The sequence below is a fragment of the Paracoccus marinus genome, assembly GCF_007018965.1.
GTDB lineage: Bacteria > Pseudomonadota > Alphaproteobacteria > Rhodobacterales > Rhodobacteraceae > Paracoccus > Paracoccus marinus.
The window spans coordinates 78,007-104,306 of sequence record NZ_VJYZ01000001.1 but is presented as its reverse complement, the minus strand read 5'-3'; the positions used below and the strand labels follow the sequence as shown (position 1 = coordinate 104,306).

Sequence of the window (26,300 nt, the reverse complement as noted above, 5' to 3'; positions counted from 1 at the left end):
GCGGGACGGGACCGACGCGGGCGTTCACATCCCCATCGCCTCGCGCCAGTGGCGGCGGCAAAGCGAATCGTAGGTCTCGTTCCCGCCGATCTGGATCTGCGCGCCGTCATGCAGGACCTGCCCGTCCGGCCCGCGCCGCACCACCATCGTGGCCTTGCGCCCGCAATGGCAGATGGTGCGGACCTCGCGCAGGTCGTCGGCCAGCGCCAGCAGCTCGGCCGAGCCGGGGAACAGCTGGCCCTTGAAGTCCACCCGCAGCCCGTAAGCCATGACCGGGATCCGCAGGTCGTCTGCGACGCGGGCCAGCTGCCAGACCTGCGCCGGGGTCAGGAACTGCGCCTCGTCCACAAAGACGCAGGCCACGCCGCGCCCTTCGGCCTCGATCAGCGCGAACAGGTCGGTGTCGGGCCAGAAGGGGGTCGCGTCGGCGCCGATGCCGATGCGGCTGCCGATCCGGCCGGGACCCGCGCGGGTGTCGAGCGCCGCCGTCAGCAACAGCGTCGCCATGCCGCGTTCGCGGTAGTTGTGCGATGCTTGCAGCAGCAGCGTGCTTTTGCCCGCGTTCATCGTGGAATAGTGGAAATACAGTTTCGCCATGGCGCGGGTTAGCGCGCCGGGGTCGCGGCTGGCAAGTCGCTGCGGCGATGAAAAAGGGCCGCGTGAACGCGGCCCTTTAAGGTTGGGGGGTAGTTGGTCCGATGGTTCGGGCGATCAGCCGCGACCTGCCGACCGCGGCGCGCGCGACGGCCGCCGCGCCGGGCGCTTGCGCGCCTCGCCCTCGGGCTTGGCGCCGAACTTGCGCGCGGCGGGGACCGGCCCGGTCGGCGCCTCGCCCCCGATCACCGGGATCGGCGACTTCATCGCCTTTTCGATCGCCCGCAGCTCGCCCACTTCGGCGGGCGCGCAGAACGCGACGGCGCGGCCATCGCGGCCGGCGCGGGCGGTGCGGCCGATGCGGTGGACATAGTTTTCAGGCACGTTCGGCAGGTCGAAGTTGTAGACATGCGCGACCTCGGGAATGTCGAGGCCACGGGCCGCCACGTCGGTCGCGACCAGCACATGGGTCGTGCCGGCGCGGAACGCGGCCAGGGCACGCTCACGCTGCCCCTGGCTCTTGTTGCCGTGGATCGCGGCGACCTTGTGGCCCCACTTGTCCAGAAGCACCGCAAGCTTTTCCGACCCGTGCTTGGTGCGCCCGAACACGATCGCCAGCTCGCCCGGGTGCTTGGCAAGGTAATCCGCCAGCAGCGAGGCCTTGTCGCCCTGGTTCACGAAGTGGACCCCTTGCGCGATCTTGTCGGCGGCCTTGCCGGGCGGGTTCACCGCCACGCGGACCGGATCGGTCAGGTAGCTTTCGGCAAGCTCCTCCATCAGCTTCGGCATGGTGGCCGAGAACAGCATGGTCGTGCGTTCCGCCGGGATCAGGCGAGAGATCCGGCGCAGCGCGTGGATGAAGCCGATGTCGAGCATCTGGTCGGCCTCGTCCAGCACCAGGTAGCGGGTCTGGTCGAAGCGGATCGCGCGGCGCTCGATCAGGTCGATCAGGCGGCCGGGCGTGGCGATCAGCACGTCGACGCCGCGCGCAAGGCGGTCCACCTGCACGTTGATCGAGGCGCCGCCGACCACGCGGAAGGCGCGGATGCCGGTGCCCTGGGCGAAGCCCTCGACGTTCTGGGCGATCTGGGTCGCGAGTTCCCGCGTCGGCGCGAGGATCAGCGCCCGGCAGGTGCCGGGTTCGGGGCGGCGGCCCTCGGCCAGAAGCCGGGTCAGCATCGGCAGGCTGAACGCCGCCGTCTTGCCGGTGCCGGTCTGGGCAAGGCCCATGACGTCGCGCCCGTCGATCAGCGCGGGGATCGCCTGCGCCTGGATCGGGGTCGGCTCGGTCAGGCCAAGGTCGGGCAGGTTGATCGCCACGCGCGGGTCGATACCCATGCGGGTGAAGGGCGTGTCCATGTCGGGGATGGCGCGGCGGACGAAGGGCTCGGCCTCGGCCCGTTCCTTCTTGGCGCGGCCGGGGCCGCGGCGGGCGCTGAAGCCCTCGGACCGGGTTTTCGGCGCGCCTTCGGGGCGGGTGCCGCGATCGCCGCGGGGCTGGGCCGCGCCCTGGTTGCCGCGGGTCGGTGCGCCGCGCTCGCCGCGCGAGCGCCCGGCGTTGGACCTGCCGTTGGACGTGTCGTTGGTGGTGTCGGTCATGTCTTTTCCTGGCGCCGGCCCTCGTACCGGACGGCGCGGGGCCGCCCGTCCATGCGGAACGGCGCGGCAACGTAAGGGTGCGGGTCAGATACGAAACCCGCCGGAGCCCTTGCGTGACATGGGAACCTGAGAAGCGCCGGGCCTTCGCGAGAACGCGGCTGCTCACGCGGCAGCAGGCATCGACCGGATCCATGTGGTCGAGAATGCATGGAAAGTCAAGGGCTCGCCCTTGGGTCGCCGCCCGGATCGGCGCTGAAGGCGCGACCGTCATCAAAAATTATGCATCCGTTGGCGATGACGCCGCGTTGGTCAGCCATCGGCAAGTTCGCGTGGCGATCACGCCCTCGCGCAGCGCCGAACCGGCGGACACCAGCCCGGTGGCGCCGTTCGCAGACGATCGCAGACGCGATCAATCGGGAGCGAAAACATGCAAGACGACTGGAACTCGAACGACGATCGCCGCCGCGGCGGGTCCGACTGGGATCGCCGGGGCAACCGCCCGGGCTTCGTGGACCGCGACGACTGGCGCGACGACCGCTATGCCTCGCGCGGGCAGAACGAGGGCTCGGGTTCGGGCGGCGGCTGGGACCGCAGTTCGGGCGGGAATTATGGCGGCGGCATGGGCGGCGGCATGGGCGGAGGCTCGGCCGACCGTGACTACGGCGGGCGCGGCGCGCGCGGCGGCAACTACGGCGGCGGCAGCGGCGGCGGCTATGGTGGCAGCAGTTACGGCGGCGACGATTACGGCCGCACCTATTCCGGCAGCGGCAGCTATGGCGGCGGCGCGCGCGGAAACTACGGCACCGGCTACGGCGGCGCGAACTATGGCGGCGGAACCTATGGGTCCGGCGGTTACGGCGGCAGCTACGGCGGTGATTACGGCGGCGGCGCGGGCGGACGCTCGATGCGCGGCGGGCAGGGCCGTGGCTACGACGATGATTACAGCCGGTCGGCTTCGGACTATGGCCGGTCGTCGGACGATTACAGCCGGATGGGCGGCCAGACGGGTGGCCAGTACGGCGGCCAATATGGCGGCCAGTCGCGCGGCGGCTACGGATCGTACGGGTCCGGCGGCGGCATGGCCGGTGGCATGGGCACCAACTACGGCACGTCCTTCGACGACGGGATGATGTCGCGCGGCTCGCAGGACTATGGCCAGGACTACAGCCGCGACGATTACAGCCGGGGCGTCGGCTCGCGTTCGATCGCCGGTATGAGCGGTTATGCCGGCGGCATGTCGCAGGGCGAGCGGTCGGGCGACGGGTGGACCAAGACCTATCACGCCGGCAAGGGTCCCAAGGGCTATTCGCGTTCCGACGACCGGGTGCGCGAGGACGTGTCCGATCGGCTGAGCGACGATCCGTCCGTCGACGCCTCGAACATCGAGGTGAGCGTGTCGAACGGCGAAGTAACGCTGAGCGGCACGGTAGACCGCCGCGAGGATAAGCGCCGGGCCGAGGACTGCGCGGAAAGCGTCAGCGGCGTGAACCACGTGCAGAACAACCTTCGGGTCGGGTCGGGCTCGGGTTCTTCCGGGTCGGGTTCTTCGGCTGCTTCGGGGTCGGGCTCCGGTTCGACCGGACCCTCGTCCACCGACACGTATGGCAGCACGAGCTCCGGTTCGGGCAGCACGATGACCGGTTCGACGAGCGGCTCGACTGCGGGCTCGACCGGTGGCTCGATGTCCTCGGACAGCTCGTCGTCCTCGGGCAAATCCCGCTGACCTGTCACTGACCCACCGACAACGGCCCCGGCATCCCGCCGGGGCCTTTTTTGCAACATCGCGGCCGCCTTCGACCGGTATTCTTCCACCCCGCGCACGATCCCGTGAACCTTTGCGCCCGGCCTGCGTTCATCTGTTCCGGCGAAGCGCGTCGATGCCCATCCCAAGGAGACTGCTCTTGTTCCGAACCCTTCTGCTTTCGGCCGCTGCCTCGGCCACGCTTGCCTTCGCGGCACAGGCTCAGGTGGTCGTCTCGTCCAAGATCGACACCGAAGGCGGCGTTCTGGGCAACATCATCCTCGCCGTCCTCGACAACGCCGGGATCGAGACGGAAAACCGCGTCCAGCTTGGCGCCACCCCGGTCGTGCGGCAGGCGCTGGTCGCGGGAGAGATCGACATCTACCCCGAATACACCGGCAACGCCGCGTATTTCTTCAACCGCCCCGACGAGCCGGTCTGGAAGGACGCGGCCGCCGCCTATGCCGAGGCGAAGAAGCTGGACGGCGAGCAGAACAAGCTTGTGTGGTTGACGCCCGCGCCCGCGAACAACACCTGGGGCGTGGCCGTGCGCCGCGACGTGGCCGAGCCGGCGGGCGTCACGACGTTTTCGCAGTTCGGCCAGTGGGTCGCGGGCGGCGGCGAGGTCAAGCTGGCCGCCTCGTCCGAATTCGTGAACTCCGCGCCGGCGCTGCCGGCGTTCCAGACGACCTACGGGTTCACGCTGAGCCAGGACCAGTTGATCGTCCTGTCGGGCGGCGACACCGCCGCCACGATCCAGGCCGCGAGCAACCAGACCAGCGGCGCGAACGCGGCGATGGTCTATGGCACCGACGGGCAGATCGCCGTGTCGAATCTGGTCGTGCTGCAGGACGACAAGTCCGTGCAGCCGGTCTACCAGCCCGCGCCCGTGATCCGGGCCGAGGTGCTGGCCGACCATCCCGAGATCGAGACGCTGCTGAAGCCCGTGTTCGAAAGCCTGACGCTCGAGACGCTGCAGGACCTGAACGGCAAGGTTCAGGTGGACGGGCTGCCGGCCGCCGACGTGGCAAAGGAATACCTGACCGCGAACGGGCTGCTCAAGTGACCTGCTGATGAACGGCGGGACACGGCTTCTGATCCTGCCGCTGGCGCTTTCGCCGCTGCTTCCCTTTGCCGTGTTCCGCGCGAACCGGATCGCCGAGGCCGAGCCGCGCTCGCTCGTCGCGGCGCTGGGCGGGGGCGGCGCGGCGCTTGCGGTGGCGGGTCTTGCGGCGATGATCGGCGCGCTTGTGCTGGCGCGGCGGGCGCAAGTCCGCACCGTCGTGGCGGCGGCGTTAGTCGTGGCGATCCTGCTTGCGATGGGGTGGGCGGCCGCACGGCTGACCGCGGGCGGTCCGCCGCAGGTGCGGGTGGGTCCCGGCGCAGGGTTCTGGGTCGCGCTGGTAAGCGCGGGGCTGCTGGTCGTGGACGCGCGCGCGCGGCTGCACCCGCGCCCCGCCATGCGGCTGGCCATCGTCGCCGTCGCGGTCGCGATCGGCGCGGCGATCCTGTGGTCGGGCGCGCTGTCGCAGCTGTCGATCATGCAGGAGTACGGCAATCGCAGCGCGTCTTTCTGGCGCGAAGGGGCGCGGCACCTTTGGCTTGCCTTCGGGTCCTTCGCGGCGGCGATGCTTGCCGGGGTTCCGCTGGGGATCGGGCTGACCCGGGCGCGCCGCGCCAGTGCGCCGGTGCTGGGGCTGCTCACCATGCTGCAGACGATCCCGTCGATGGCACTGTTCGGAATGCTGATCGCGCCGCTGGCGTGGATCGCCGCGAACGTGCCCGCCGCGCACGCGCTCGGGATCCGCGGGATCGGCGCCGCGCCCGCCTTTGCGGCGCTGTTTCTGTATTCGCTGCTGCCCATCGTCGCCAACACCGTGGTTGGGCTGACCGGCGTGCCCCGCAGCGTGACCGAGGCGGCCGACGGCATGGGCCTGACGCGGCGCCAGCGCCTCACATCCGTGGACGTGCCGCTGGCGCTGCCGGTGATCGTGTCGGCGGCGCGGATCGTCCTCGTGCAGAATATCGGCATGGCGACGGTCGGCGCGCTGATCGGGGCGGGCGGCTTCGGCACCTTCGTCTTTCAGGGCATCGGCCAGACCGCGACCGACCTGATCTTGCTGGGCGCGCTGCCGACCGTCGCGCTCGCCTTTGCCACGTCGGCCGTTCTGGACGCGCTGATCGGCATGCTGCCGGGGACCGCGCGATGATCGAACTGCAATCCGTAACCAAGGACTTCGCAGGGGTGAGGGCCGTGAACGACGTGTCCCTGACCGTCGAGCAGGGGACGGTCGCGGCGGTCGTCGGGACCTCCGGCTCGGGGAAATCCACGCTGCTGCGGATGGTGAACCGGCTGATCGAGCCGACCTCGGGCCGCATCCTGATCGACGGTGCCGACACCGCGGGCGTGCCCGCCCCGGACCTGCGGCGGCGGATCGGCTATGTCATCCAGGATCACGGGCTGTTCCCGCACTGGTCGGCCGCGCGCAACATCGCCACCGTGCCGGTGCTTCTGCGCTGGCCCCGCGCGCAGGTCCGCACCCGCGTCCGCGAGCTGATGGAGATGCTGCAGCTCGACCCCGATGTGATCGGCCCGCGCCTGCCGCACGAACTGTCGGGCGGGCAGGCGCAGCGGGTGGGCGTCGCCCGCGCGCTGGCGGTGCGGCCCGAACTTCTGCTGATGGACGAGCCGTTCGGTGCGCTCGATCCGGTGATCCGGGCGCAGGCGCAGGCCGATCTGGCGCGGGTCCAGAAGCGGCTGGGAACGACCGTGATCCTCGTCACCCACGACATGGCCGAGGCGATCCGGCTTGGCGACCGCATCGCTGTCATGCGCGCGGGGCGGGTCGAGCAGTTCGCAGCCCCCGCCGACATCATCGCCCGCCCGGCGACCCCCTTCGTCGCGGACCTGCTGGGCGAGGGCGACCGCGCCTTCCGCTACTTATCGCTGCGCCCGGCCGCCGATCTGGCCCGTCCTGAAGGACCCGGGGCCGGACCCGCGGCGGGCGATGCGGACGCGCCGCCGCTTTCGCCCGGCACGACCATGGCCGAGGCGCTGTCCGAGATGATCTGGACCGGGCGGGACCACGTGCGGGTCGCGCGGGCCGACGGGACCGGCGGCACCGTCTCGCGCGACGACCTGATCCGCGCGGGCCGCCCGGAATGAGGGCGGCCTGGCCCGTGCGGCTGGTCCTGTGGGCGCTGGTCGCCATCTTCGTGCTGTGGCCCGGCCTGTTCGCGCCGCTGCTGCGCCCGCTGGCGCCGCCGGGCATGCCCGTCGTCTATGACCGCGCGAGCCTTTCCGGCCTGACCGCGTGGCATCTGGGGCTGGTGGCGGCCGCGATCGTGCCCTCGGCGCTGATGGCGATCGGGCTGGCGATCCTCGTTACCCGACCGGCCGGGGCGGATTTCCTGCCGCTCGCGCGCGCGCTCGGCGGCTTCGGGCAGACCTTTCCGCCCGTCGCGGTGCTTGCCCTCGCCGTGCCGGTGGTGGGGTTCGGCGCGTGGCCCACGCTGATCGCGCTGTTCCTCTACGGCCTGCTGCCGATTCTCGAGAATGCGCTGGCGGGGCTGACGGGGGTGCCGCCGTCGGTGATGCTGGCCGCCGACGGCATGGGCATGACCCCGCGCCAGCGGCTGGTCCGGGTGGAACTGCCGCTGGCCGCGCCGCTGATCGTCGAGGGGGTGCGGATTTCGGCCGTGATCGCGATCTCGACCGCCGCGATCGGGTCCACCGTCGCCGCCCCGGGATTGGGAGAGGTCATCATCGCCGGGCTGAACGCCAACAACATGGCTTTCGTCGTGCAGGGCGGGCTGCTGACGGCGGCGCTGGCGCTGATCGTCCACGACGCGCTGGGGCTGGCGGGCGGGCTGGTCGGCCCGCGCGGCGCCCGCGCCCGGACGGCGGCCGCCTGATCTCAGGCGCGGTCGGCGCTGTCCATCCAGATCGTGACGGGACCGTCGTTCAGCAGCGACACCTTCATGTCGGCCCCGAACTCGCCCGTCTCGACCGGAACGCCCTGCTCGCGCAGCGCGTCCGCGAACGCCTCGTACAGCCGCAGCCCGTCGTCGGGCGCGGCGGCGGCGGAAAAGCCGGGGCGGTTGCCGGTGCGGGTGTCGGCGGCAAGGGTGAACTGGCTCACGACCAGCGCCCCGCCCGCAATGTCGAGGACCGACAGGTTCATCTTGTCCGCCTCGTCCCTGAAGATCCGCAGCTTGGCCACCCGTGCGGCAAGCTTCGCCGCCGCTGCGTCGTCATCGCCCCGCATGGCGCAGACGAGGATCAGTAGCCCCGGCCCGATCCGACCGATGCAGCGCCCCTCGACCTCGACCGAGGCATGGGTCACGCGCTGGATCAGCGCCCGCATCGTCAGCGCCCCAGCATGACGCCGACGACCACGGCCATCAGTCCCAGCATCGACGAGGCGAGCGCCGCCATGTTGATGACGACGACCCGCTGCATCCGCGCCCGCAACCCCGCCTCGTCCAGCCTGCCTTCGGCCCGCGCGCGCCGCGCGCCGAGGACGCGGACGATGCACCAGACGATCGCGCACAGCCCCAGCGCGGTCAGCAGCGCGCCGCCCCAGATCAGCAGGTCGAAAGCGGTCATGGATCGTTCCTTTCGGTCGGCGCGGCGCGCGTTCCCCCGGCCCTAGCGGCGATTGCGCCAGCGGGCAAGACGGCCTAAGGGTGCCGCCCTGACAAGATCGCCGCTGCGGCAACGGCAGGGCTTCAACGAACGGGGACACCGATGCAGGACGATACCAGCTACGGCGTCGCGGCCGGAGAGCTGCGGCAGTTCATCGAGCAGTACGAGCAGCTCGACGCCGAGAAGAAGGACGTGGCCGAGCGCCAGAAAGAGCTGATGGCTGAGGCGAAGGCGCGCGGCTACGACACCAAGGTGATGCGCAAGGTCATCGCACTGAGAAAGCGCGACAAGGACGACATCGCCGAGGAAGAGGCGATCCTGGAAATGTACAAGGCCGCCCTGGGCATGGCCTGACGCGGGCAGGGCGACCCGGCACCGCCGCGCGGTTTCGCCAGGTCATCAGGGGGCGATGAACTCCACCCCCGGCAGGGCTGCGATCTCTGCCACGTCCTCGTCATAGGCCGCCGTCATCCGGTCCACCCGGTCCTGCGTCCAGCCGGGCGTGGTGATCGTCGCCTCGATCGCGTCGGGGCGGGCGTGGCGGCCCAGAACGTCCGAAAAGATGTCGCGGCGCGAGTCGATCGTCAGCCGCGGCGCCGATTTCAGCGCCGCCCGCAATTCGATCATGCCGTCGTCGGTCAGCACATCCGCCAGCGCCGACAGCCCCGCGCGCAGCGGCACGTCGGCGGGAATGCCCGCGATCCGCCGCAGCACCTCGGGCCAGATCAGCGGCGTATCCTCGTGGCACCACAGGACGAGCCGGCGGCGGCCGATGGATTGCAGCATCTGCCGGACCGCGGGCGCCCACCGCATCGTCTCGGGGTTGCGCCCGCCCATCAGCTGTTCGGTCCGGTTCGGGTCGATCTTGTCCAGCAGGAACGGGATCAGCGTGGCGGGGTTGCGCAGGGCCATGAAGAACTCTGCCTCGGCGGCGGGAAACAGGTTCGCGGCCGCGACCATCTTGGGCCCGGCGGCGGCGAAGAAGCCCGGCTCGGACAGGCAGCGCGCGGGCACGCCGATCAGCGCGGGCTGCGAGATGATGATCCGCTCCGGCGCGTCGCTGTCGAGGATGGAATCCAGCAGCACGTCTTCCATCTCGGGCGTGGCGGGGCCGCCGGACAGGGCGGCGAGCGCCTCTTCCAGAAGGCCGCGGTGACGCGAGGGGGGGATCGGTTCGATGCCGTGTTCCAGCATCCAGCCGCGGTTGTCCATCAGGGCGCGGACGGTGCGCTCGGGTTCGGTCCCGTGGGTGCCCAGATAGAATGCTGCCTTCATCGCCCGCCCTTCATGCCCGCCCTTCACACCCAAGGGTCGCAGCACACTAGCGTCCGCGCGGTGACAGTCAAACCGAACGGAAATCTTGCGCGCGGCCGTGGCGGGGTCTAGGGATCGCAGCGCGCCGGTTTAGCTCAGCGGTAGAGCAGCGGTTTTGTAAACCGAAGGTCGGGGGTTCAATCCCCTCAACCGGCACCACCCCGCATTTTCAGGACATCGTGGCCGCGCGCCGGTCTGCGCGTCGGTCCGTTCGCCGGGCGCGAGGATGTCGGCTGAGTTGGCCCGTGCGCCACTCGCCTCACACCTGTCCCAATGGACAACTAAACAGGGAATGCCAGATGCGGTATTCCCGCATCAGTTGCCGAGTATAGCTGGTATCGTGGTTGCGTTAAGACCTTGTCGGGGGTGGCGAAAGCCGCCCCCGGCTGTGTTTTCGGGCAGGCCTATGCGCGACCGAAGCGGGCCTTCAGAAGCCGACCTTGTCGCCGCCCTTCAGCGCAAGGATCTCGCGCGCCTCGTCGGGGGTCGCGATGGCCAGGCCCAGTTCCTCGATGATCCGGCGGATCTTGGCGACCTGTTCGGCGTTCGATCGGGCAAGCTGCCCCGCGCCGATGTACAGGTTGTCCTCAAGCCCCACGCGGACGTTCCCGCCCATCATCGCGGCCTGCGTGATCAGCGGCATCTGGTGGCGGCCCGCGCCCAGCACCGACCATCGGTAATCGTCGCCGAACAGCTTGTCGGCGGTTTCCTTCATGAAGATCAGGTTTTCCGGCGCGGCCCCGATCCCGCCCAGGATGCCGAAGATCATCTGGACGAAGAACGGCGGCTTGAGCAGCCCCCGGTCCACGAAATGCGCCACGTTGTACAGGTGCCCCACGTCGTAGCATTCATGCTCGAACCGCGTGCCGTGCGCCTGGCCCAGGTTCGTCAGGATGTGCTCGATATCCTTGAACGTGTTGCGGAAGATGAAGTCGTCGGTGCCCTGCAGGTAGGGCTTTTCCCAGTCGTGCTTCCAGTCGCGGTCCTTCGCCGCCATCGGGAAGATGCCGAAGTTCATCGACCCCATGTTGAGCGACGCCATTTCGGGGCGCGCGGCCATCGCCCCTTCCAGCCGCTGGTCCATCGTCATGGTCAGGCCGCCACCGGTGGTGATGTTCACGACCGCATCGGTCGCCTGCTTGATCCGCGGCAGGAACTGCCCGAACACCTCGGCCGACGCCGAGGGCCGCCCGTCCCTGGGGTCGCGGGCGTGCAGGTGAAGGATCGCGGCCCCGGCTTCGGCCGCCTCGATCGCGGACTGCGCGATCTCGTCCGGGGTCACGGGCAGCGCGTCCGACATGCTGGGGGTGTGGATGCTGCCGGTGATGGCGCAGCTGATGATGACCTTGGGGGTGCGGTAGGGGGCTTTCTTCATCGGGTCCTCCGGTCTCGCGAACGGTCAGGCGTGGTGCGCCAGCGTGTCCAGCCACATCGCCTTTGTCCTTGCCTGCTGGCGCGCGATCTCGACCGCGCGGGCGGGGGTCACGGCCTTGAACACGATCCGGGCGCGCGGGCGCAGCTGCACGATCTGGTCGAGGTCCGAGGCGAGGACCGTCGCGATCTTGGGATAGCCGCCGGTCGTCTGGTGGTCGCGCAGCAGAAGCGTGGCCACGCCGTCGCCCGCGACCTGGATCGAGCCCGCCACGATCGGCTCGGACGGGATCGACAGCGCGTCGCGGATCGCAAGCGCGGGCCCGCGCAAGCGCACCCCCATCCGGTCATAGGAATCCGACAGCACATGCACCCCGTCCAGCAGCGCCGACAGCGCCTCGGGTTCCAGCCGGTGGTCCTGCGGGCCGACGACGACGCGGGCCTGCGCCTTGGGCCGGGCGAAGACCGGGCAGGGAAAGCTTCGCTCGCGCGCGGGCTCAGCGCGGCTGTCCTCGATCACGATTTCACCATCGGTCGCCAGCAGGCCGCCGCCGAAGCCCGACGTCGCCAGCGTCGCGGTGTGGCCCAGCCACTCGGTCGCGCGCACGCGCCCGGCGAGCGCGAGGTAGGTCCAGCTGCCCCAGTGGCCGCGCATGATCCGCAGCGTCTCGCCGGCGCGCAGGGTGCGGGTTTCCCAGACGCCGCCACGGGTGCCGGCGTGATCCATCAGGAACCCGCCGCCCGCGACCGCGAAGGTGACCTGCCCCTCGACGCATTCGACCGCGAGGCCCGCGGGCGACACCTCGATCGCGGTGGCCCCGGCGGGGTTGCCGACGGCGAGGTTCGCGGCCGCGTGCGCGGTGCAGTCCATGGGGCCCGATTCCGGGACCCCGAACCGCAGCATCCCGTGCCGCCCGCCATCCTGATAGGACACATGCGGGCCCGCATGCGTGATCCGAAGCCGTGTCGTCGTCATGCCGGGTCCTCGCGGCGCGCCTTGCGTTCGTAGTCGTCCCGGCTGATCCGGCGCATCGTCACGGCGTCGCCCACGTCGAACAGGAACGGCTGGTCCTCGTCGCCGGTCAGGATCCGCGTGGGCGAGCGGCCCAGCACCCACCACCCGGCGGGCATCAGCAGCGTGGTGACGATGCATTGCGGCCCCGCGATGATGACGCTGCCGGCCGGCACGCCGCGGATCGCGGCAGGCTTGCGGGGCAGCTGGATCGCGGCGGGCGTGCCCGACATGTAGGCGTAGCCGGGGGTGAAGCCGTACATCCTGACGCGGTAATCGCCGCCCAGATGCGCGGCGATCACCGCGTCCACGCCAAGGCCGGTCTGTTCGGCCACCGCCGACAGATCGGTGCCGAGGTCGGAGTCGTAGCACACCTCGACCTCGCGCCGGGTACCGGCGGCGGACGCGGGCACCGGGCGGGTCAGGCAGTCGCGGACCGCAGCCTCGATCCGGGCGTGGTCGGTGACGAGCGGGTCGAAATCCACCAGCAGGTTGACCATGCCCGGCACCACCTCGCGCAGCCCATCAGGCGCGGCGGCGGCAAGGGCGCGGTCCAGCGCCACGATGCGTTCGCTGGTGGCGTCGTCGATGGTTTCGCCGAACTCGACCAGCAGGGCGTGTTCCGCCACGGGCGCAAGGCGCAGCGTCATCGCGGTCAGTCCTGCAGGAACGGGGCGACGGTCACGCCCGCCTCGTCCAGCCGCGCGCGCAGCAGCTTCGCCATCTCGACCGCGCCGGGGGTGTCGCTGTGGACGCAGATGGAATCGGCCGCAAGCTCGATCGGCTGGCCGCCCTGCACCGGCATCCGGCGGTCCTGCAGGAATCCGATCAGCCGCTGCGCGACCGCGTCCACGTCGTGCAGCACCGCGCCCGGCTGGCTGCGGGGCACCAGCTGGCCGTTCGGCTGATAGGCGCGATCGGCGAAGATTTCCGAGAATACCTGCACGTCGGCAAGCCGCGCCGCCTGTTCCAGCGCGGTGCCGGAAATCGCGAGGATGGCGAGGTCGCGGTCAACGCCCTTGACGGCCGCCGCGATGGCGCGCGCCACGTCCATGTCGGCCGCCGCAAGGTTCCCCAGCGCGCCGTGCGGCTTGACGAAGCGGACGCGGGTCCCCGCCAGCGCGGCCAGCGCCGACAGCGCCCCGGTCTGGGCCGCGACCATGCGCCCGATCTGGTCGGGCTGCATCGGGATCACGCGCCGCCCGAACCCCTCGCGGTCGGGATAGCCCGGATGCGCCCCCACCACGACCCCGCGCGCGGCGGCGAGCGACAGGGTCGCGAACATGTTGTCGGGATCGCTGGCATGACCGCCGGCGGCGACGTTGGCGCTGGTCACAAGGGACAGCATCGCGTCGTCGTCGCCCATCTTCCACGGGCCGAAACCCTCGCCCAGGTCCGAGTTCAGGTCAATCCTTGCCATGCTGCCCCCCATTGCCCCCTGGCGTTTCGCCCGCATCTGACACGACCCCGGCGGCGGCGTCCAGACGGGGGCGCAGCCCGGCGCTTGAAGGGGCGCGATGTGGCGTCCTAGCCTGCACGCCGAAAGGGGATCGGGGGATGGAGCCATATGGCAACGGCGATCACGGATCGGGCGTGGTCGCTTTCCAGATCGGCCGCTCGCATATCGACGTGCGGTTCAGGAACGGGTCCGTCTATCGCTACACCGCCGCGTCGGTCGGGCAGGGCAACCTTGACCGGATGGTCGCGCTTGCCCGTGCGGGCCAGGGCCTGAGCGGCTTCATCAGCCGCACGGTAAGCGACCGCTTCGCCGCGCGGCTTGAGTGACGGATGGCTGCGGAATCAGGAAAAGTTGGTAGGCCCGGAGGGACTTGAACCCCCAACCAAGGCGTTATGAGCGCCCTGCTCTGACCATTGAGCTACAGGCCCGGCCGCCGGTGGCCGCACAGGGCCGCCGGTGCGCCCGCTGTCGCAAATGCGGGTTTGCGGGTCAAGTCAATCTGTCCTAAGGCAGCGAAAACCGGGCCAGTGGGGACGATCATGAGCATCAGCTATCGCGACGCGGGCGTCGATATCGACGCGGGGAACGCCCTTGTGGACCGGATCAAGCCGGCGGCCGCCGCCACGCGCCGCCCGGGCGTGATGGAAGGTCTCGGCGGCTTCGGCGCGCTGTTCGACCCGCGCGCGGCGGGCTACGACGACCCGGTGCTGGTCGCGGCCACCGATGGCGTGGGCACCAAGCTGCGGATCGCGATCGACACCGGGGCGCTTGACGGCGTGGGGATCGACCTGGTCGCGATGTGCGTCAACGACCTGGTGTGCCAGGGGGCGGAGCCGCTGTTCTTCCTCGACTACTTCGCCACCGGCAAGCTGAGCGTGGACGAAGGCGCCCGCGTCATCGCCGGCATCGCCGAGGGGTGCCGCCTGTCGGGCTGCGCGCTGATCGGCGGCGAGACGGCCGAGATGCCGGGCATGTACGCGGCGGGCGATTTCGACCTCGCGGGCTTCGCCGTCGGCGCGATGCAGCGCGGGACCGCGCTGCCGCGTGACGTGGCGGCGGGCGACGTGCTGCTGGGGCTGCGGTCGGACGGGGTTCATTCCAACGGCTTCTCGCTGGTCCGCAAAGTCGCGGAAACGGCGGGGCTGTCCTGGACCGACCCGAGCCCGTTCGGTCAGGGCACGCTGGGCGAGGCGCTGCTGGCGCCCACCCGCCTTTACGTCCGCCCGGTGCTGGCCGCGATCCGGCACGGAGGCGTTCACGCCGCCGCCCACATCACCGGCGGCGGCCTGACCGAGAACCTGCCCCGCGTCCTGCCCGAGGGACTCGGGGCCGAGATCGACCTTGAAGCCTGGACCCTGCCGCCGGTCTTTGCGTGGCTGTCGCAGGCCGGCGGGATCGCCGAGCGCGAGATGCTCAAGACCTTCAACAGCGGCATCGGCATGGTGCTGGCCGTGGCCGTGGACAAGGCCGGCGCGATCGAGGCACTGCTGGCGTCTGAAGGCGAAGCCGTGGTGCGTCTGGGGCATGTGCAGCCCGGCGCAGGGGTCGGGTATCGCGGCCGGCTGAAGTGAAGCGGGTCGCGATTCTTATATCAGGCGGCGGATCGAACATGGTCCGCCTGGTGGAAAGCATGACCGGGGATCACCCGGCACGGCCGGTGCTGGTCGCGTCGAACGATCCCGCCGCCGCCGGGCTGGACCGCGCCGCGGCGCTTGGCGTGCCGACCGCAGCCGTCGATCACAGGCCCTTCGGCCGCGACCGCGCCGCGTTCGAGGCCGCGCTGCTGGAACCCCTGTTGGCGGCCCGGCCCGACATCCTGTGCCTTGCTGGGTTCATGCGGATCCTGACGCCCGCATTCGTCGTGCGGTTCGAGGGGCGGATGCTGAACATCCATCCCTCGTTGCTGCCGGCCTATCCGGGGCTGCATACCCACGCGCGCGCGCTGGACGCGGGCGACGCTGTCGCGGGATGCTCTGTCCACCTCGTCACCCCGGAACTGGACGACGGCCCGATCCTGGGGCAGGCGCGGGTGCCGGTCGAGCCCGGCGACACGGCTGAAAGCCTGGCCGCGCGGGTGCTGGTCGCGGAACACCGGCTTTACCCTGCGGTGCTGCGGCGGTTCGCGGACGGACAGACGGCGCGGATCGACATCTGACCCGCTCCGCGCTCCCTACCGTTCGGGCACCAGCCCGCGCGGGGCGAAGCGCAGCACTAGCAGCAGGACCAGCCCCATCGCCACGAACCGCATGTGCGGCGCGCTTTCCAGCAGTTGCGCCTTGAGCGGCCCCGGCTCCATCGCGGTGGTGACCAGCTTCATAAATGCGGGCCCCCAGACCTCGGCCTTGATCCAGAGACACCAGATCAGGATCGCGCCCAGCACCGCGCCCCAGTTGTTGCCCGACCCGCCCACGATCACCATCACCCAGACGAGGAAGGTATAGCGCAGGGGCGCGTAGCCGCCGGGGTTCAGCAGGCCGTCCAGCGTCACCATCATCGCGCCGGCAAGGCCGATGACCGCCGCGCCGATGATGAACACCTGCAGGTGGCGGCGGGTGACGTGCTTGCCCATCGCCTCGGCCGCCGTCTCGTTGTCGCGGATCGCGCGCATCATCCGCCCCCAGGGCGAGCGCAGCGCCAGTTCCGACAGCAGCACCAGGGCCAGCAGCACGGCCACGAACAGCCCGGCGTAGCACAGCTTGACCCAGATCCCCGACGCGGTCGCCACGTCCATCCCCCAGCCCGCCGCGCGGGCCTGAAAGCCGGGATCGGCCTGCAGGTTCAGCTCGTACGGGACCGGGCGCGGGATGCCGGTCATGTTGAGGACGCCGCGCGCGAGCCAGCCTTCGTTGCGCATCACGGCGACGATGATCTCGCCGATCCCCAGCGTCGCTATGGCGAGGTAGTCCGACCGCAGCCCCAGCGCGACCTTGCCGACGCCCCACGCTGCGGCGGCGGCCAGAAGACCGCCGACCGGCCAGCTGAGCAGCACGGGCAGGCCAAGCCCGCCGATGTTGCCCGCCTGCGCGGGGTTGTTCGCCTCGATCGCGACGACGGCCGGGTCGAACAGCTCGCGGTAGATGACGAAGCCTATGGCAACGACGGCAAGCGCGGCCCAGAACCGCCACGCGCCCGACAGCCGCCGGGCCACGACAGCCGCCAGCCCCAGCGTGACCAGTCCCACGAGCAGCGCCAGCAGGACGCCCGGCCCCCCCGCGGCCCAGGCGCCGGGAATTGTGCGGGTAGAGATCAGCACCGGCGCGAGCCCGCCGAGCGCGAGGAACCCGACCACGCCCGCGTTGAAAAGGCCGCCGTAGCCCCAGGTGATGTTGACGCCCAGCGCCATGATCGCCGACAGCAGCCCCATGTTCAGGATGCCGAGCGCGCTGTTCCAGCTGCCCGAGAACATGGCGTTCGAAACGCCCCCTTCCAGCAGGAACAGGATGACCAGCACGGCCAGCAGGGCAGGGGCGCGCCACGGGCTCGCCGCATCGGATTGACGGTTTGTGGACATGGCGGCCCCCTTAGAACGACTTGCCGCGGAACAGCCCGGTGGGCCGGAACAGCAGCACCACGATCAGGATCACGAAGCTGACGGCGAACTTGTATTCGGTGGACAGAAGCTGCAGCAGCCCGTCTGGCTGCCAGCCGGGCACGAGGTAGCCCGCGATCTTCTTCCACGGGTAGGTCACGGCGACCTCGGAAAAGGCGATCACGAAGCCGCCCGCGACCGCGCCCGTAGGGCTGCCGAGGCCGCCGACGATGGCCGCCGCGAAGATCGGCAGCAGGATCTGGAAATAGTTGAACGCCTTGAACGACTTGTCGAGACCGTAGAGCGTGCCCGCCATGACCGCCAGCGCGGTGGCGATGATCCAGGTCAGGCGCACGACCCGCTCGGGGTCGATGCCCGACAGAAGCGCCAGATCCTCGTTGTCGGAATAGGCGCGCATCGCCTTGCCCGACCGGGTGCGGTTCAGGAACCGGAACAGCGCCCAGCAGGACACCGCCGCCACGGCCAGGGTGATGAACTGGCTCAGCCGCAGCGCCAAGCCCTCGGTCAGGCCGGTCCAGGCCTTGAACTGCTGGACCGAGATCAGGAACCGGGCGCCGTCATCGAAGCGGATCTCGTCCACGCCGATCAGCAGGCGGGTCAACCCGTTCATCACGAACATGACGCCGGTCGAAGCCATGACGAGGACGATCGGGTCCGCGCGGACCCGCCGGTAGTGGCGATAGACCAGCCGGTCGGTCAGCAGGACCAGCCCCGACGTGATCGCGATCCCGATCGGCAGCGCCAGCAGCGCGGTCGGCAGCGGCCCAAGGTTCACGCCCATCGACTGCAGGCCCCACGTCAGCAGGATGACGATCGCGGTGCCGATCGCCATGGTGTCGCCGTGGGCGAAGTTGGAAAAGCGCAGGATTCCGTAGATCAGCGTCACCCCCAGCGCGCCGAGCGCGAGCTGGCTGCCGTAGGCGGCGGCCGGGATGACGACGAAGTTCAGGATCGCGACCAGCGCGTTGGCGATATCCATCAGCGGATCTCCTTGGCCGGGCGGGGCGCATGGGGTGCGCAGGCGCCGGGACCGCCGCGCGTGGCGGCGTTCGGAACGAAGGCGGCGCGCATCGGCTCAGCCCCCCAGGAAGGTGCGGCGCACCTCGGGGTTGGCCAGAAGCGCGGCGCCGGTGTCGGTGTAGCGGTTGGTGCCCTGAACGAGGACATAGCCGAGGTCAGCGATCTCCAGCGCCTGGCGGGCGTTCTGTTCCACCATCAGGATCGAGATGCCGGTGCGCGCGATCTCGATGATGCGGTCGAACAGCTCGTCCATGACGATGGGCGACACGCCCGCGGTTGGCTCGTCCAGCATCAGAAGCTTGGGCTGCGTCATCAGCGCGCGGCCGACGGCGACCTGCTGGCGCTGCCCGCCCGACAGCTCGCCCGCCGCCTGCCTGCGCTTGGCGGCGACGGCCGGGAACAGGGTATAGACCTGGTCCATCGTGTGGCGGAAGTCATCCTCGCGGATATAGGCGCCCATCTGCAGGTTCTCCTCGACCGTCATCGAGGGGAAGACGTTCGCGGTCTGCGGAACGAACCCCATGCCGGCGCGCACCCGGTCCTGCGGGTTCAGGGCCGAGATGTCGGTGCCGTCCAGCTGGACCGAGCCCTCGCGCAGGTCGAGCATCCCGAAGATCGCCTTCATCGCGGTGGATTTGCCGGCGCCGTTCGGGCCGACGATGACCGCGATCTGGCCGCGGTCCACGGTGATGGTGCAGCCGTTCAGGATGTCGGCCTTGCCGTAGCCGCCGCGCATGTCGCGGGCGGCAAGGAACGGCGCCGCCGCCACGCCCGGCCGAACCGCGCCGCTGCGCCGGGTGCCGTCGATGGTGCCGCGCCCGGCCGTGTTGACGATGGACGCGTCGCGCATCCCGCGATGGCCGCCGAAGCCGTGATCTTCGTCGCTCATGCGCCGACCAGGTCCTTGTTCTTGAGGCCGCGGCCCAGATACGCCTCGATCACCGCCTCGTTTTCCATGATGTGGTCGGCCGAGCCCTGCGCCAGCACCTTGCCTTCGGCCATGACGATGACCGGGTCGCACAGCTTGCCGATGAAATCCATGTCGTGCTCGATCACGCAGAAGGTGTAGCCGCGCTCGCGGTTCAGCCGCACGATCGCGTCGCCGATGGTGGACAGAAGGCTGCGGTTCACGCCCGCGCCGACCTCGTCGAGGAATACGACCTTCGCCTCGACCATCATGCAGCGGCCGAGTTCCAAGAGCTTCTTCTGCCCGCCCGACAGGTTGCCGGCCTTTTCGTCGGCGACGTGGCTGATGGTGAGAAAGTCCAGCACCTCGTCGGCGCGGCGGCGCAGCGCGGCTTCCTCGGCGCGGATGCGGCCGCGCCCGAACCAGGTGTTGAACAGCGTCTCGCCCGACTGCCCGCCCGGAACCATCATCAGGTTCTCGCGCACGGTCATCGAACTGAACTCGTGCGCCATCTGGAACGTGCGCAGCAGTCCGCGGTGGAACAGCTCGTGCGGCGGCAGGCCGGTGATGTCCTGCCCGTCCATCGTGACCCGTCCCGAGGTGGGCGGCAGGACACCGGCGATGACGTTGAAGAGCGTGGATTTGCCGGCGCCGTTCGGGCCGATCAGCCCGGTGATCGAGCCGGTCCTGATGGTCAGGCTGGCGCCGTCGACGGCCCGGAAGCCGCCGAAATGCCGGTGCAGGTCATGGACCTGGATCATGTCGTGTTCCCCCCCCCTTCGCGCCCTGGCTCGGCCCGGCCGCAAGGTCTTTGCCCCGCCTTGTCCCGGCGCGTGCATCGGTTCGTCAGGTGTGCCTGCGCCGGCCCCGGCGGTCAGCCCCGGGCCGGCGCATCAAGTTTCGTCCGCGATCAGTGCAGCTTGACGACGTGGATCCTGCCCTCGGGGAAGTCCACCTCGCGGTAGACGCCGGCGCTTTCGCCCGGGCCGACCAGCTCGACCGAAGTCGCGCCGACGAAGTCGATGTCGGTCCCGGCGGCCAGCAGTTCCAGCCCCTTGGCCAGTTCGCCCGGTCCGATCTTTTCGCCCGGCGCGTTCGCGACATTCATTACCTGGTCCTTGTAGACCTTGGGGTCGGTGGACTTCGCCGCTTCCATCGCCAGCAGCAGCAGCGCCGCCGCGTCGTAGCTTTCACCGGCAAAGGCCGAGTTGCCGTCGAAGCCCGCGGCTTTCGTCATTTCAAGGAACTTGTCGCGGGTCGGCCCCTCGGCCGACGGGTTCTGGCCGAACGAGGTCGAAAGCTCGGTTCCGAAGCGATCGACGAGCGCGTCGCTCATCATGCCGTCGGGGAACACGAAGGTCTGGAACGCGCCGGTGTCGAGCGCGCCGCGCACGATCCCCGACCCGCCCTGATCGACGTAGCCCGCGACGACCAGCGCGTCGCCGCCGGCTGCCGCCAGCGCCGCGACCTCGGCCGAATAGTCGGCCTTGCCGTCGTCATGCGCGGCCATGATCGTGACCGTGCCGCCCGCTTCCTCGTAGAAGCGCTTGAACGACTCAGCCAGACCCTTGCCGTAGTCGTTGTTGGTGTAGGTCACGGCCGCGTTCTTGACGCCGCGCTCGTTCATGATGTCGGACATGACTTCGCCCTGACGCGCATCGGACGGCGAGGTGCGGAAGAAATAGCCCTGGTCCTGGATGTCGGTCAGCGCCGGCGACGTGGCCGAGGGCGAAATCATGACCATCCCGTTCGGAACCGCCACGCGCTCGAGGCTGGCGATCGTCTCGCCCGAGCACATGCCGCCCATGATGCCGTTCACCTTTTCCGAGGTGACGAGGCGCTCGACCGCGGCGACCGAGGCGGCGGCGTCGGCGCAGGTGTTGTCGACCTGGACGGAGGTCACTTTCGAGCCGCCCATGAACTTGCCCGACTCGGTGACTTCCTTGATCGCCATCTCGGCGCCCTGCGTCATCGCGGGCGACATCGATTCCAGCGGGCCGGTGTAGCCAAGCGAGATGCCGATCTTGGCATCCTCGGCCGAAGCGGCGCCGGCCAGCGCGGCGGTGGCGACAGTGGCGAGCAGAAGTTTCTTCATATGGCAGACTCCCTGGAGTTTTGGTTCTGGACTGTTGTCCTTGCCCGGGACGTTAGATGCGGCCCGACTAAAAAGAAAGTGTCATGATCGGGTCCGCGGGCCGTTCCGGCTGCTCTTTCTGGCAGTCCCCGCAGGGTTTCATTCGATCCTGCCCCGCCCTATAAACGCCCGGCATCCGGAGGAACCGACATGGGCCAGACCACCCCGACACCCGCATCCGCCACCGAACGCCGCGACGCGTCCTTTACGGCCGCCGCTATGGGTGCCGCGTGGGACCGGGCGGGCTGGCGGGCGTTGCCGCGGGTGCAGATGCCCGACTATCCCGACGCGGCGGCGCTGGGCCTGGTCGAGGGCCAGCTGCGGCAGTTTCCGCCGCTGGTCTTTGCGGGCGAGGCTCGGCGGCTGAAGGCCGGTCTTGCCAAGGTCGCGGCGGGCCAGGCGTTCCTGCTGCAGGGGGGCGACTGCGCCGAAAGCTTCGCCGAGTTCAGCGCCGACAACATCCGCGACACCTTCAAGGTCATGCTGCAGATGGCCGTCGTCCTGACGTGGGGCGCGCAGCTTCCCGTGGTCAAGGTCGGGCGCATGGCCGGGCAGTTCGCCAAGCCGCGCAGTTCCGCCACCGAGTCGGTGAACGGCGTGGACCTGCCGAGTTATCGCGGCGACATCGTGAACGGCTTCGACTTCACCGCCGCGGCCCGCATCCCTGACCCGCAGCGGATGCTGCAGGCCTATACCCAGGCGGCGGCGTCGCTGAACCTGCTGCGCGCCTTTTCGACCGGCGGCTATGCCGACATCCACCGCGTTCAAAGCTGGATCGCGGACTTCACCGACGGCCCCGAGGCCGCGCGCTACCGCGACATCGCCCAGCGGATCGGCGATGCGATGGCATTCATGCAGGCCGCCGGCGTCACCTCCGAGACCGCGCAGGAGCTTGGGCAGGTGCAGTTCTACACCAGCCACGAGGCGCTGTTGCTGGAATACGAAGAGGCGCTGGCGCGGATCGATTCGACCACCGGCCTGCCGGTCGCGGGGTCCGGCCACATGCTGTGGATCGGCGACCGCACCCGCCAGGTGGACGGCGCGCATGTCGAGTTCTGCCGCGGGGTCCAGAACCCCGTGGGGCTGAAATGCGGGCCGACGATCACCACCGACGATCTGAATCGGCTGATCGAGCGGCTCAACCCCGCGAACGAGGCCGGTCGCCTGACGCTGATCGCGCGGTTCGGCGCGGGCAGCGTCGGCGATCACCTGCCGCGGCTGATTCGCGCGGTCGAGGACGAGGGGGCGTCCGTCGTGTGGTCTTGCGATCCGATGCACGGCAACACGATCAAGTCCGCGTCGGGCTACAAGACCCGGCCGTTCGACAGCGTGCTGCGCGAAGTGCGCGAGTTCTTCCAGGTCCACGAGGCCGAGGGGACCGTGCCGGGCGGGGTGCATTTCGAGATGACGGGCAAGGACGTGACCGAATGCACCGGCGGCGTTCGCGCGGTCACCGACGAGGACCTGCGCTCGCGCTATCACACCGCTTGCGATCCGCGCCTGAATGCCAGCCAATCGCTGGAACTGGCGTTCCTGGTCGCGGAAGAACTGCGCGCGCGCCGCACGGGCACGAAGGGCGGGCTGCGCCACACCGGCTGAATGGCGGCGGCTGCCGGGATTGCTGCGGGCGGGTAAGCCTTGCGGGTCAGCCCTGCGGGTCGGACGAGACCACGCGAAACATCGCCCGGCGCGATTCGGGCGTGGTCGCGATTTCCGGCAGCAGCGGCAGCGACACCTCGCGGCTTTCCCGGCGCGCGCCCCCGGCCGCGCGGGCGGCCGGCTTGGGGCGCAGTGGCCACGGATCGACCTGATCGGCCATGTCGTGGCGCGAGGGTTTGGGCGAAAGGACGCAGGCGCCGGGGATCACCGGCTCCACCTGTTCTTCCAGCAGGTCGAACCGGCGCGGGCCCCGGCCGATCTCGCCGGCCGTGACGAGGCAGCCGAGCGCGCGGCTGACGTCGCCTAGGTCGGATTTCAGCGGCAGGATCAGCATCCGCCCATGCAGCTGCGGCCGACCGTAGCCCGCGGGCGAGATCAGGGTCAGATCGGCGAGCTGCGGGCCGCGGAACACCGTTTCCAGCACGTCCGACAGCCGCCCGCGCGAACCGGCGTTGAGGACCGAACAGAGCGGCATCCCCCGCACCTCCATTCCCATCAGGTCGACGATGTGGCGTCCGGCAAGCCGGAACCGAGCCGCGCCCGGCGCGATCCGTTCCAGGATAAAGGCGAAGTCCAGCCCGCGCCCGATGCCCGCCGGCTGCACGTCGGTCCGCATCGGCACGGCGCGTCCCTGTCGCAGCCCGTCCCAGTAGCTGCGAAGCTCGGCCACCAGCCGGGCAGGCTGAGCGGCGTTGTACCCGCCGATCGGGATCACGGGCGCGCCGTCCTGGATCTCGCAGGTCAGGTTCTTGCTGTCTTCGTCCGCCATGAGGCTACCGTCGTGTTTGCAACTGGGCAGGTTAACGCGATCTTAAGGCTTCGGTTGCGCTTTGCTAAGCCGGTTTCGTCTCACATAGTTAAGTGGGGCGCGTGATCGCCGACGCACGGGTGAGGCGGGCAGGTGGCGCGGGCGGGTCTTGCCCGCGCGGACCGGCTGCGCCATTCAGGGGCACGCCGCCCGTGGTCCGCACCTCATCTTGCGGGTCCGCCGATCAAAGACGCCACCCCAAGGACGCCGCATGGACCGGACCGGACTTCTCATCATCCTGTCGTCGCCTTCGGGCGCGGGCAAATCCACGCTCGCCCGGCGGCTGATGACGTGGGACCCGGCGCTGAAGTTTTCCGTATCGGCGACCACCCGCGCGCCCCGCCAGGGCGAGGTCGAGGGGCGCGATTACTATTTCACCGACCGTGCCCGGTTCGACGAGATGGTCGCCACCGCCCAGATGCTGGAACATGCCGAGGTGTTCGGCAATCTTTACGGCAGCCCGCGCGGACCTGTGGAACAGGCGATCGCCGCGGGGCGCGACACGCTCTTCGACGTGGACTGGCAAGGCGGCCAGCAGATCCGCGCCTCGGCGCTCGGAAACCAGGTGGTGTCGATCTTCGTCCTGCCGCCCAGCCTGCACGAGCTGGAGCGCCGCCTGCACAGCCGGGGCCAGGACAGCGCCGAGGTGATCGCCGACCGGATGCAGAAAAGCCGGGGCGAGATCAGCCATTGGGCCGAATACGACTACGTCCTCGTCAACCACGACCTCGACGAGACCGAGCGCGACCTGCGCGCCATCCTGACCGCCGAACGGCTGCGCCGCGACCGGCAGCGGGGCCTGGGCGGGTTCGTGATGTCCCTGATGGAGCAGCGGCCATGATCTGGGAACTGGACGGGATCGCCCCGTCGCTGGGCAAGGACGCGTGGGTCGCGCCCGACGCGCAGGTCATCGGCCGGGTGACGCTGGGCTGCGCCGCGAGCGTCTGGTGGGGCGCGGTCCTGCGCGGCGACAGCGACGACATCCGCGTGGGCGCGGGCAGCAACGTGCAGGACCTGTGCGTGTTGCACCTCGACACCGGCTATCCGCTCACCATCGGCGAGAACGTCACCGTCGGACACCGGGCGATCCTGCATGGCTGCACCGTGGGGGACGGCGCGCTGGTCGGGATGGGGGCCACGATCCTGAACGGGGCCGAGATCGGGGCGGGCGCCCTGATCGGCGCCGGCGCGCTGGTCACCGAGGGCAAGCGCATCCCCGAAGGCGCGCTCGTCATGGGCGCGCCGGGCAAGGTCGTGCGGATCCTCGACGAGGATGAGCAGGCCAAGCTTCTCGCCTCGGCCGCGCACTACCGGATGCGGGCGGCGCAGTACCGGCGCGGCCTCGTCGCGGTCGATCGGTAGGTAGCGGCGTGGAAGTCAGACATCTGCGGCAGCTTGCCGACGCGATCCCGGTGGCGATGCTGGTCGTGGACCGGCGCGCGCGCGTGGTCGCGGCCAATCACGCCGCCGTCGCGCTGTTCGGGCAGGGGCTGAGCGACCGGCCCTTCGTCACGGTCGTGCGCCATCCGTCCGTGAACCACGCCATCGACTGGGTGCTGGACCCCGACGCCGACCCCGCCCCCTACGACGACCCGGACCTGCCGCCCCCGGCCGAAGGCATCCTGAGACTGCGCGCCACCCTGTCGGCCAAGGGGCGCGACCGCGCCTGCGTCGTCACGGTGGGACCCGTGGTCATCGGCGGCACCCGGGGCGCTGCGGTGTCGATCGAGGACAGCACCGGGATCGAGCAGGCCGAGCAGATGCGCCGCGATTTCGTGGCCAATGTCAGCCACGAACTGCGGACGCCCCTGACCGCGCTGATGGGCTTTATCGAGACGCTGCGCGGACCGGCCCGGAACGACGCCGCCGCGCGCGACCGCTTTCTGGACATCATGGAACGCGAGGCGGGGCGGATGAACCGGCTGGTCGCCGACCTGCTCTCGCTGAGCCGGGTCGAGGGGGACGAGCGCCGCCGCCCGGCGCAGAAGGTGGATCTTGCCAACCTCGTCCGCAGCGTGGTCGCGACCGCGACGCCCAACGCGCGCGCGGCCGGCGTCCGGTTCGAGATGGACATGCCGTCCGAGCCGGTGAACGTGCCCGGCGACGCCGACCAGATCGTGCAGGTGTTCCACAACCTGATCGAGAACGCGGTGAAATACGGCGGCCAGGGCGGCGTGGTGCGGCTGTCGCTCGTTCACATCGACCACGAGCCGGTGCTGCGCGGCCCCGGCTGGGCGGTCACGGTCGAGGACCAGGGCGAGGGGATCGACGCGCTGCACCTGCCGCGCCTGACCGAGCGGTTCTACCGCGTGGACAATCACCGCTCGCGCGAGCAGGGCGGGACGGGCCTTGGGCTCGCCATCGTCAAGCACATCATCAACCGCCATCGCGGGCGGCTGCGGATCGAAAGCGAAAAGGGGCACGGCAGCCGGTTCACGGTGATCCTGCCGGAACAGCAGCCCCGCTGAAGGGGGCGCGCGCCGA

General features: G+C 70.1%; 28 protein-coding genes and 2 tRNA genes. 14 read left to right on the top strand and 16 right to left on the bottom strand.

The features are described 5' to 3' along the window. Positions 1 to 24 precede the first annotated feature (24 nt). The gene (locus tag FNF32_RS00525) at positions 25 to 597 is read right to left on the bottom strand and encodes a thymidine kinase (RefSeq protein ID WP_131673593.1); all 573 of its coding nucleotides are present in this window, start codon (positions 595 to 597) and stop codon (positions 25 to 27) included. Between the two features lie 114 nt (positions 598 to 711). After that, on the bottom strand, positions 712 to 1,953 hold the full coding sequence (locus tag FNF32_RS00520; RefSeq protein ID WP_131673605.1) for a DEAD/DEAH box helicase: 1,242 nt from the start codon (positions 1,951 to 1,953) through the stop codon (positions 712 to 714). A 667-nt stretch (positions 1,954 to 2,620) separates the two neighbouring features. Between FNF32_RS00520 and FNF32_RS15495 the strand changes: the two genes are divergently transcribed. The 5 genes from FNF32_RS15495 to FNF32_RS00495 all read left to right on the top strand — a co-directional run bounded on the left by FNF32_RS15495 (position 2,621) and on the right by FNF32_RS00495 (position 7,849). Next, on the top strand, positions 2,621 to 3,916 hold the full coding sequence (locus FNF32_RS15495; RefSeq protein WP_246087613.1) for a BON domain-containing protein: 1,296 nt from the start codon (positions 2,621 to 2,623) through the stop codon (positions 3,914 to 3,916). A gap of 178 nt (positions 3,917 to 4,094) precedes the next feature. Continuing rightward, positions 4,095 to 5,000 carry a glycine betaine ABC transporter substrate-binding protein OsmF gene (gene osmF / locus FNF32_RS00510; RefSeq protein WP_246087612.1) on the top strand — a complete coding sequence of 302 codons (906 nt, stop codon included), beginning with the start codon at positions 4,095 to 4,097 and terminating at the stop codon, positions 4,998 to 5,000. Between the two features lie 7 nt (positions 5,001 to 5,007). Next, on the top strand, positions 5,008 to 6,144 hold the full coding sequence (locus FNF32_RS00505; RefSeq protein WP_131673591.1) for an ABC transporter permease: 1,137 nt from the start codon (positions 5,008 to 5,010) through the stop codon (positions 6,142 to 6,144). A gap of 44 nt (positions 6,145 to 6,188) precedes the next feature. Next, on the top strand, positions 6,189 to 7,100 hold the full coding sequence (locus FNF32_RS00500) for an ABC transporter ATP-binding protein (protein ID WP_342778001.1): 912 nt from the start codon (positions 6,189 to 6,191) through the stop codon (positions 7,098 to 7,100). Continuing rightward, positions 7,097 to 7,849, top strand: a complete 753-nt coding sequence (locus FNF32_RS00495; protein WP_131673589.1) for an ABC transporter permease — start codon at positions 7,097 to 7,099, stop codon at positions 7,847 to 7,849. Before FNF32_RS00500 ends, FNF32_RS00495 begins: the two co-directional genes overlap by 4 nt. 2 nt (positions 7,850 to 7,851) lie before the next feature. On the opposite strand, the gene dtd is transcribed toward FNF32_RS00495, so the two are convergent. Continuing rightward, on the bottom strand, positions 7,852 to 8,301 hold the full coding sequence (dtd, locus tag FNF32_RS00490) for a D-aminoacyl-tRNA deacylase (RefSeq protein ID WP_131673588.1): 450 nt from the start codon (positions 8,299 to 8,301) through the stop codon (positions 7,852 to 7,854). Between the two features lie 2 nt (positions 8,302 to 8,303). Further along, positions 8,304 to 8,543: a hypothetical protein gene (locus FNF32_RS00485; protein ID WP_131673587.1), complete on the bottom strand. Its 240-nt coding sequence runs from the start codon at positions 8,541 to 8,543 to the stop codon at positions 8,304 to 8,306. 141 nt (positions 8,544 to 8,684) lie between these two features. On the opposite strand from FNF32_RS00485, the gene FNF32_RS00480 reads away from it, so the two are divergent. Beyond that, positions 8,685 to 8,936 (top strand): DUF2312 domain-containing protein, encoded by a 252-nt coding sequence (locus FNF32_RS00480; protein WP_131673586.1) that lies wholly within the window; start codon positions 8,685 to 8,687, stop codon positions 8,934 to 8,936. Positions 8,937 to 8,981: 45 nt separating this feature from the next. Here the strand turns inward: FNF32_RS00480 and FNF32_RS00475 are convergent, their stop codons facing one another. Continuing rightward, positions 8,982 to 9,857, bottom strand: a complete 876-nt coding sequence (locus tag FNF32_RS00475) for a hypothetical protein (protein WP_131673585.1) — start codon at positions 9,855 to 9,857, stop codon at positions 8,982 to 8,984. A 123-nt stretch (positions 9,858 to 9,980) separates the two neighbouring features. Here FNF32_RS00475 and FNF32_RS00470 point away from each other — a divergent pair. Continuing rightward, a tRNA-Thr gene (locus FNF32_RS00470) sits at positions 9,981 to 10,055 on the top strand. Between the two features lie 268 nt (positions 10,056 to 10,323). On the opposite strand, the gene kce is transcribed toward FNF32_RS00470, so the two are convergent. The 4 genes from kce to FNF32_RS00450 are packed head-to-tail and all read right to left on the bottom strand — an operon-like array spanning position 10,324 to position 13,699. Then, positions 10,324 to 11,271 carry a 3,5-dioxohexanoate:acetyl-CoA acetone transferase gene (gene kce, locus FNF32_RS00465; RefSeq protein WP_131673584.1) on the bottom strand — a complete coding sequence of 316 codons (948 nt, stop codon included), beginning with the start codon at positions 11,269 to 11,271 and terminating at the stop codon, positions 10,324 to 10,326. A gap of 24 nt (positions 11,272 to 11,295) precedes the next feature. Beyond that, a complete protein-coding gene (locus FNF32_RS00460) occupies positions 11,296 to 12,243 on the bottom strand; it encodes a 5-oxoprolinase subunit C family protein (protein ID WP_131673583.1) in 948 nt (315 codons plus the stop codon). Then, positions 12,240 to 12,929 carry a 5-oxoprolinase subunit B family protein gene (locus FNF32_RS00455; protein WP_131673582.1) on the bottom strand — a complete coding sequence of 230 codons (690 nt, stop codon included), beginning with the start codon at positions 12,927 to 12,929 and terminating at the stop codon, positions 12,240 to 12,242. Before FNF32_RS00455 ends, FNF32_RS00460 begins: the two co-directional genes overlap by 4 nt. 5 nt (positions 12,930 to 12,934) lie before the next feature. Further along, positions 12,935 to 13,699 carry a LamB/YcsF family protein gene (locus FNF32_RS00450; protein ID WP_131673581.1) on the bottom strand — a complete coding sequence of 255 codons (765 nt, stop codon included), beginning with the start codon at positions 13,697 to 13,699 and terminating at the stop codon, positions 12,935 to 12,937. 137 nt (positions 13,700 to 13,836) lie between these two features. Between FNF32_RS00450 and FNF32_RS00445 the strand changes: the two genes are divergently transcribed. Continuing rightward, complete coding sequence (locus FNF32_RS00445; protein ID WP_131673580.1) at positions 13,837 to 14,064, top strand: hypothetical protein; 228 nt, start codon at positions 13,837 to 13,839, stop codon at positions 14,062 to 14,064. A gap of 26 nt (positions 14,065 to 14,090) precedes the next feature. Here FNF32_RS00445 and FNF32_RS00440 read toward each other — a convergent pair. After that, a tRNA-Ile gene (locus FNF32_RS00440) sits at positions 14,091 to 14,166 on the bottom strand. Positions 14,167 to 14,277: 111 nt separating this feature from the next. On the opposite strand from FNF32_RS00440, the gene purM reads away from it, so the two are divergent. After that, on the top strand, positions 14,278 to 15,309 hold the full coding sequence (gene purM, locus FNF32_RS00435; RefSeq protein ID WP_131673579.1) for a phosphoribosylformylglycinamidine cyclo-ligase: 1,032 nt from the start codon (positions 14,278 to 14,280) through the stop codon (positions 15,307 to 15,309). Continuing rightward, positions 15,306 to 15,893 carry a phosphoribosylglycinamide formyltransferase gene (gene purN / locus FNF32_RS00430; protein WP_131673578.1) on the top strand — a complete coding sequence of 196 codons (588 nt, stop codon included), beginning with the start codon at positions 15,306 to 15,308 and terminating at the stop codon, positions 15,891 to 15,893. The genes purM and purN overlap by 4 nt, the downstream gene beginning before the upstream one ends. A gap of 15 nt (positions 15,894 to 15,908) precedes the next feature. Here purN and FNF32_RS00425 read toward each other — a convergent pair whose 3' ends face one another. The 5 genes from FNF32_RS00425 to FNF32_RS00405 form a co-directional block, all read right to left on the bottom strand. Beyond that, positions 15,909 to 17,249 (bottom strand): branched-chain amino acid ABC transporter permease, encoded by a 1,341-nt coding sequence (locus FNF32_RS00425; protein ID WP_131673577.1) that lies wholly within the window; start codon positions 17,247 to 17,249, stop codon positions 15,909 to 15,911. Positions 17,250 to 17,259: 10 nt separating this feature from the next. Further along, a complete protein-coding gene (locus FNF32_RS00420; protein WP_131673576.1) occupies positions 17,260 to 18,267 on the bottom strand; it encodes a branched-chain amino acid ABC transporter permease in 1,008 nt (335 codons plus the stop codon). A gap of 96 nt (positions 18,268 to 18,363) precedes the next feature. Continuing rightward, on the bottom strand, positions 18,364 to 19,044 hold the full coding sequence (locus FNF32_RS00415) for an ABC transporter ATP-binding protein (protein WP_425467867.1): 681 nt from the start codon (positions 19,042 to 19,044) through the stop codon (positions 18,364 to 18,366). A gap of 149 nt (positions 19,045 to 19,193) precedes the next feature. Next, positions 19,194 to 19,976: an ABC transporter ATP-binding protein gene (locus tag FNF32_RS00410; protein WP_143796428.1), complete on the bottom strand. Its 783-nt coding sequence runs from the start codon at positions 19,974 to 19,976 to the stop codon at positions 19,194 to 19,196. A 149-nt stretch (positions 19,977 to 20,125) separates the two neighbouring features. Beyond that, positions 20,126 to 21,310 (bottom strand): ABC transporter substrate-binding protein, encoded by a 1,185-nt coding sequence (locus tag FNF32_RS00405; RefSeq protein WP_131673574.1) that lies wholly within the window; start codon positions 21,308 to 21,310, stop codon positions 20,126 to 20,128. Between the two features lie 258 nt (positions 21,311 to 21,568). On the opposite strand from FNF32_RS00405, the gene FNF32_RS00400 reads away from it, so the two are divergent. Further along, positions 21,569 to 22,948, top strand: coding sequence for a class II 3-deoxy-7-phosphoheptulonate synthase (locus FNF32_RS00400; RefSeq protein WP_131673602.1), 1,380 nt, complete (start codon positions 21,569 to 21,571; stop codon positions 22,946 to 22,948). A 46-nt stretch (positions 22,949 to 22,994) separates the two neighbouring features. Here the strand turns inward: FNF32_RS00400 and FNF32_RS00395 are convergent, their stop codons facing one another. Beyond that, on the bottom strand, positions 22,995 to 23,777 hold the full coding sequence (locus FNF32_RS00395; protein WP_143796427.1) for a PAS domain-containing protein: 783 nt from the start codon (positions 23,775 to 23,777) through the stop codon (positions 22,995 to 22,997). Between the two features lie 250 nt (positions 23,778 to 24,027). Between FNF32_RS00395 and gmk the strand changes: the two genes are divergently transcribed. From gmk to FNF32_RS00380, 3 genes are read left to right on the top strand one after another with little or no spacing between them, the layout of a single operon-like run. Continuing rightward, entirely contained in the window at positions 24,028 to 24,657 is a 630-nt protein-coding gene (gmk, locus tag FNF32_RS00390; protein ID WP_131673573.1) for a guanylate kinase, read from the top strand. Next, entirely contained in the window at positions 24,654 to 25,178 is a 525-nt protein-coding gene (locus tag FNF32_RS00385; RefSeq protein ID WP_131673572.1) for a gamma carbonic anhydrase family protein, read from the top strand. The genes gmk and FNF32_RS00385 overlap by 4 nt, the downstream gene beginning before the upstream one ends. 8 nt (positions 25,179 to 25,186) lie before the next feature. After that, a complete protein-coding gene (locus FNF32_RS00380) occupies positions 25,187 to 26,284 on the top strand; it encodes a sensor histidine kinase (RefSeq protein ID WP_281285628.1) in 1,098 nt (365 codons plus the stop codon). Positions 26,285 to 26,300 lie beyond the last annotated feature (16 nt).

Coding starts and splice junctions, on each gene's coding strand:
- FNF32_RS00525 (WP_131673593.1), bottom strand. CDS start 597: ATGGCGAAACTGTATTTCCACTATTCCACGATGAACGCGGGCAAAAGC.
- FNF32_RS00520 (WP_131673605.1), bottom strand. CDS start 1,953: ATGGACACGCCCTTCACCCGCATGGGTATCGACCCGCGCGTGGCGATC.
- FNF32_RS15495 (WP_246087613.1), top strand. CDS start 2,621: ATGCAAGACGACTGGAACTCGAACGACGATCGCCGCCGCGGCGGGTCC.
- FNF32_RS00505 (WP_131673591.1), top strand. CDS start 5,008: ATGAACGGCGGGACACGGCTTCTGATCCTGCCGCTGGCGCTTTCGCCG.
- FNF32_RS00495 (WP_131673589.1), top strand. CDS start 7,097: ATGAGGGCGGCCTGGCCCGTGCGGCTGGTCCTGTGGGCGCTGGTCGCC.
- dtd (WP_131673588.1), bottom strand. CDS start 8,301: ATGCGGGCGCTGATCCAGCGCGTGACCCATGCCTCGGTCGAGGTCGAG.
- FNF32_RS00485 (WP_131673587.1), bottom strand. CDS start 8,543: ATGACCGCTTTCGACCTGCTGATCTGGGGCGGCGCGCTGCTGACCGCG.
- FNF32_RS00480 (WP_131673586.1), top strand. CDS start 8,685: ATGCAGGACGATACCAGCTACGGCGTCGCGGCCGGAGAGCTGCGGCAG.
- FNF32_RS00475 (WP_131673585.1), bottom strand. CDS start 9,857: ATGAAGGCAGCATTCTATCTGGGCACCCACGGGACCGAACCCGAGCGC.
- kce (WP_131673584.1), bottom strand. CDS start 11,271: ATGAAGAAAGCCCCCTACCGCACCCCCAAGGTCATCATCAGCTGCGCC.
- FNF32_RS00460 (WP_131673583.1), bottom strand. CDS start 12,243: ATGACGACGACACGGCTTCGGATCACGCATGCGGGCCCGCATGTGTCC.
- FNF32_RS00455 (WP_131673582.1), bottom strand. CDS start 12,929: ATGACGCTGCGCCTTGCGCCCGTGGCGGAACACGCCCTGCTGGTCGAG.
- FNF32_RS00450 (WP_131673581.1), bottom strand. CDS start 13,699: ATGGCAAGGATTGACCTGAACTCGGACCTGGGCGAGGGTTTCGGCCCG.
- FNF32_RS00445 (WP_131673580.1), top strand. CDS start 13,837: ATGGAGCCATATGGCAACGGCGATCACGGATCGGGCGTGGTCGCTTTC.
- purM (WP_131673579.1), top strand. CDS start 14,278: ATGAGCATCAGCTATCGCGACGCGGGCGTCGATATCGACGCGGGGAAC.
- FNF32_RS00425 (WP_131673577.1), bottom strand. CDS start 17,249: ATGTCCACAAACCGTCAATCCGATGCGGCGAGCCCGTGGCGCGCCCCT.
- FNF32_RS00420 (WP_131673576.1), bottom strand. CDS start 18,267: ATGGATATCGCCAACGCGCTGGTCGCGATCCTGAACTTCGTCGTCATC.
- FNF32_RS00415 (WP_425467867.1), bottom strand. CDS start 19,044: ATGCGCGGCGGCTACGGCAAGGCCGACATCCTGAACGGCTGCACCATC.
- FNF32_RS00410 (WP_143796428.1), bottom strand. CDS start 19,976: ATGATCCAGGTCCATGACCTGCACCGGCATTTCGGCGGCTTCCGGGCC.
- FNF32_RS00405 (WP_131673574.1), bottom strand. CDS start 21,310: ATGAAGAAACTTCTGCTCGCCACTGTCGCCACCGCCGCGCTGGCCGGC.
- FNF32_RS00400 (WP_131673602.1), top strand. CDS start 21,569: ATGGGTGCCGCGTGGGACCGGGCGGGCTGGCGGGCGTTGCCGCGGGTG.
- FNF32_RS00395 (WP_143796427.1), bottom strand. CDS start 23,777: ATGGCGGACGAAGACAGCAAGAACCTGACCTGCGAGATCCAGGACGGC.
- gmk (WP_131673573.1), top strand. CDS start 24,028: ATGGACCGGACCGGACTTCTCATCATCCTGTCGTCGCCTTCGGGCGCG.
- FNF32_RS00385 (WP_131673572.1), top strand. CDS start 24,654: ATGATCTGGGAACTGGACGGGATCGCCCCGTCGCTGGGCAAGGACGCG.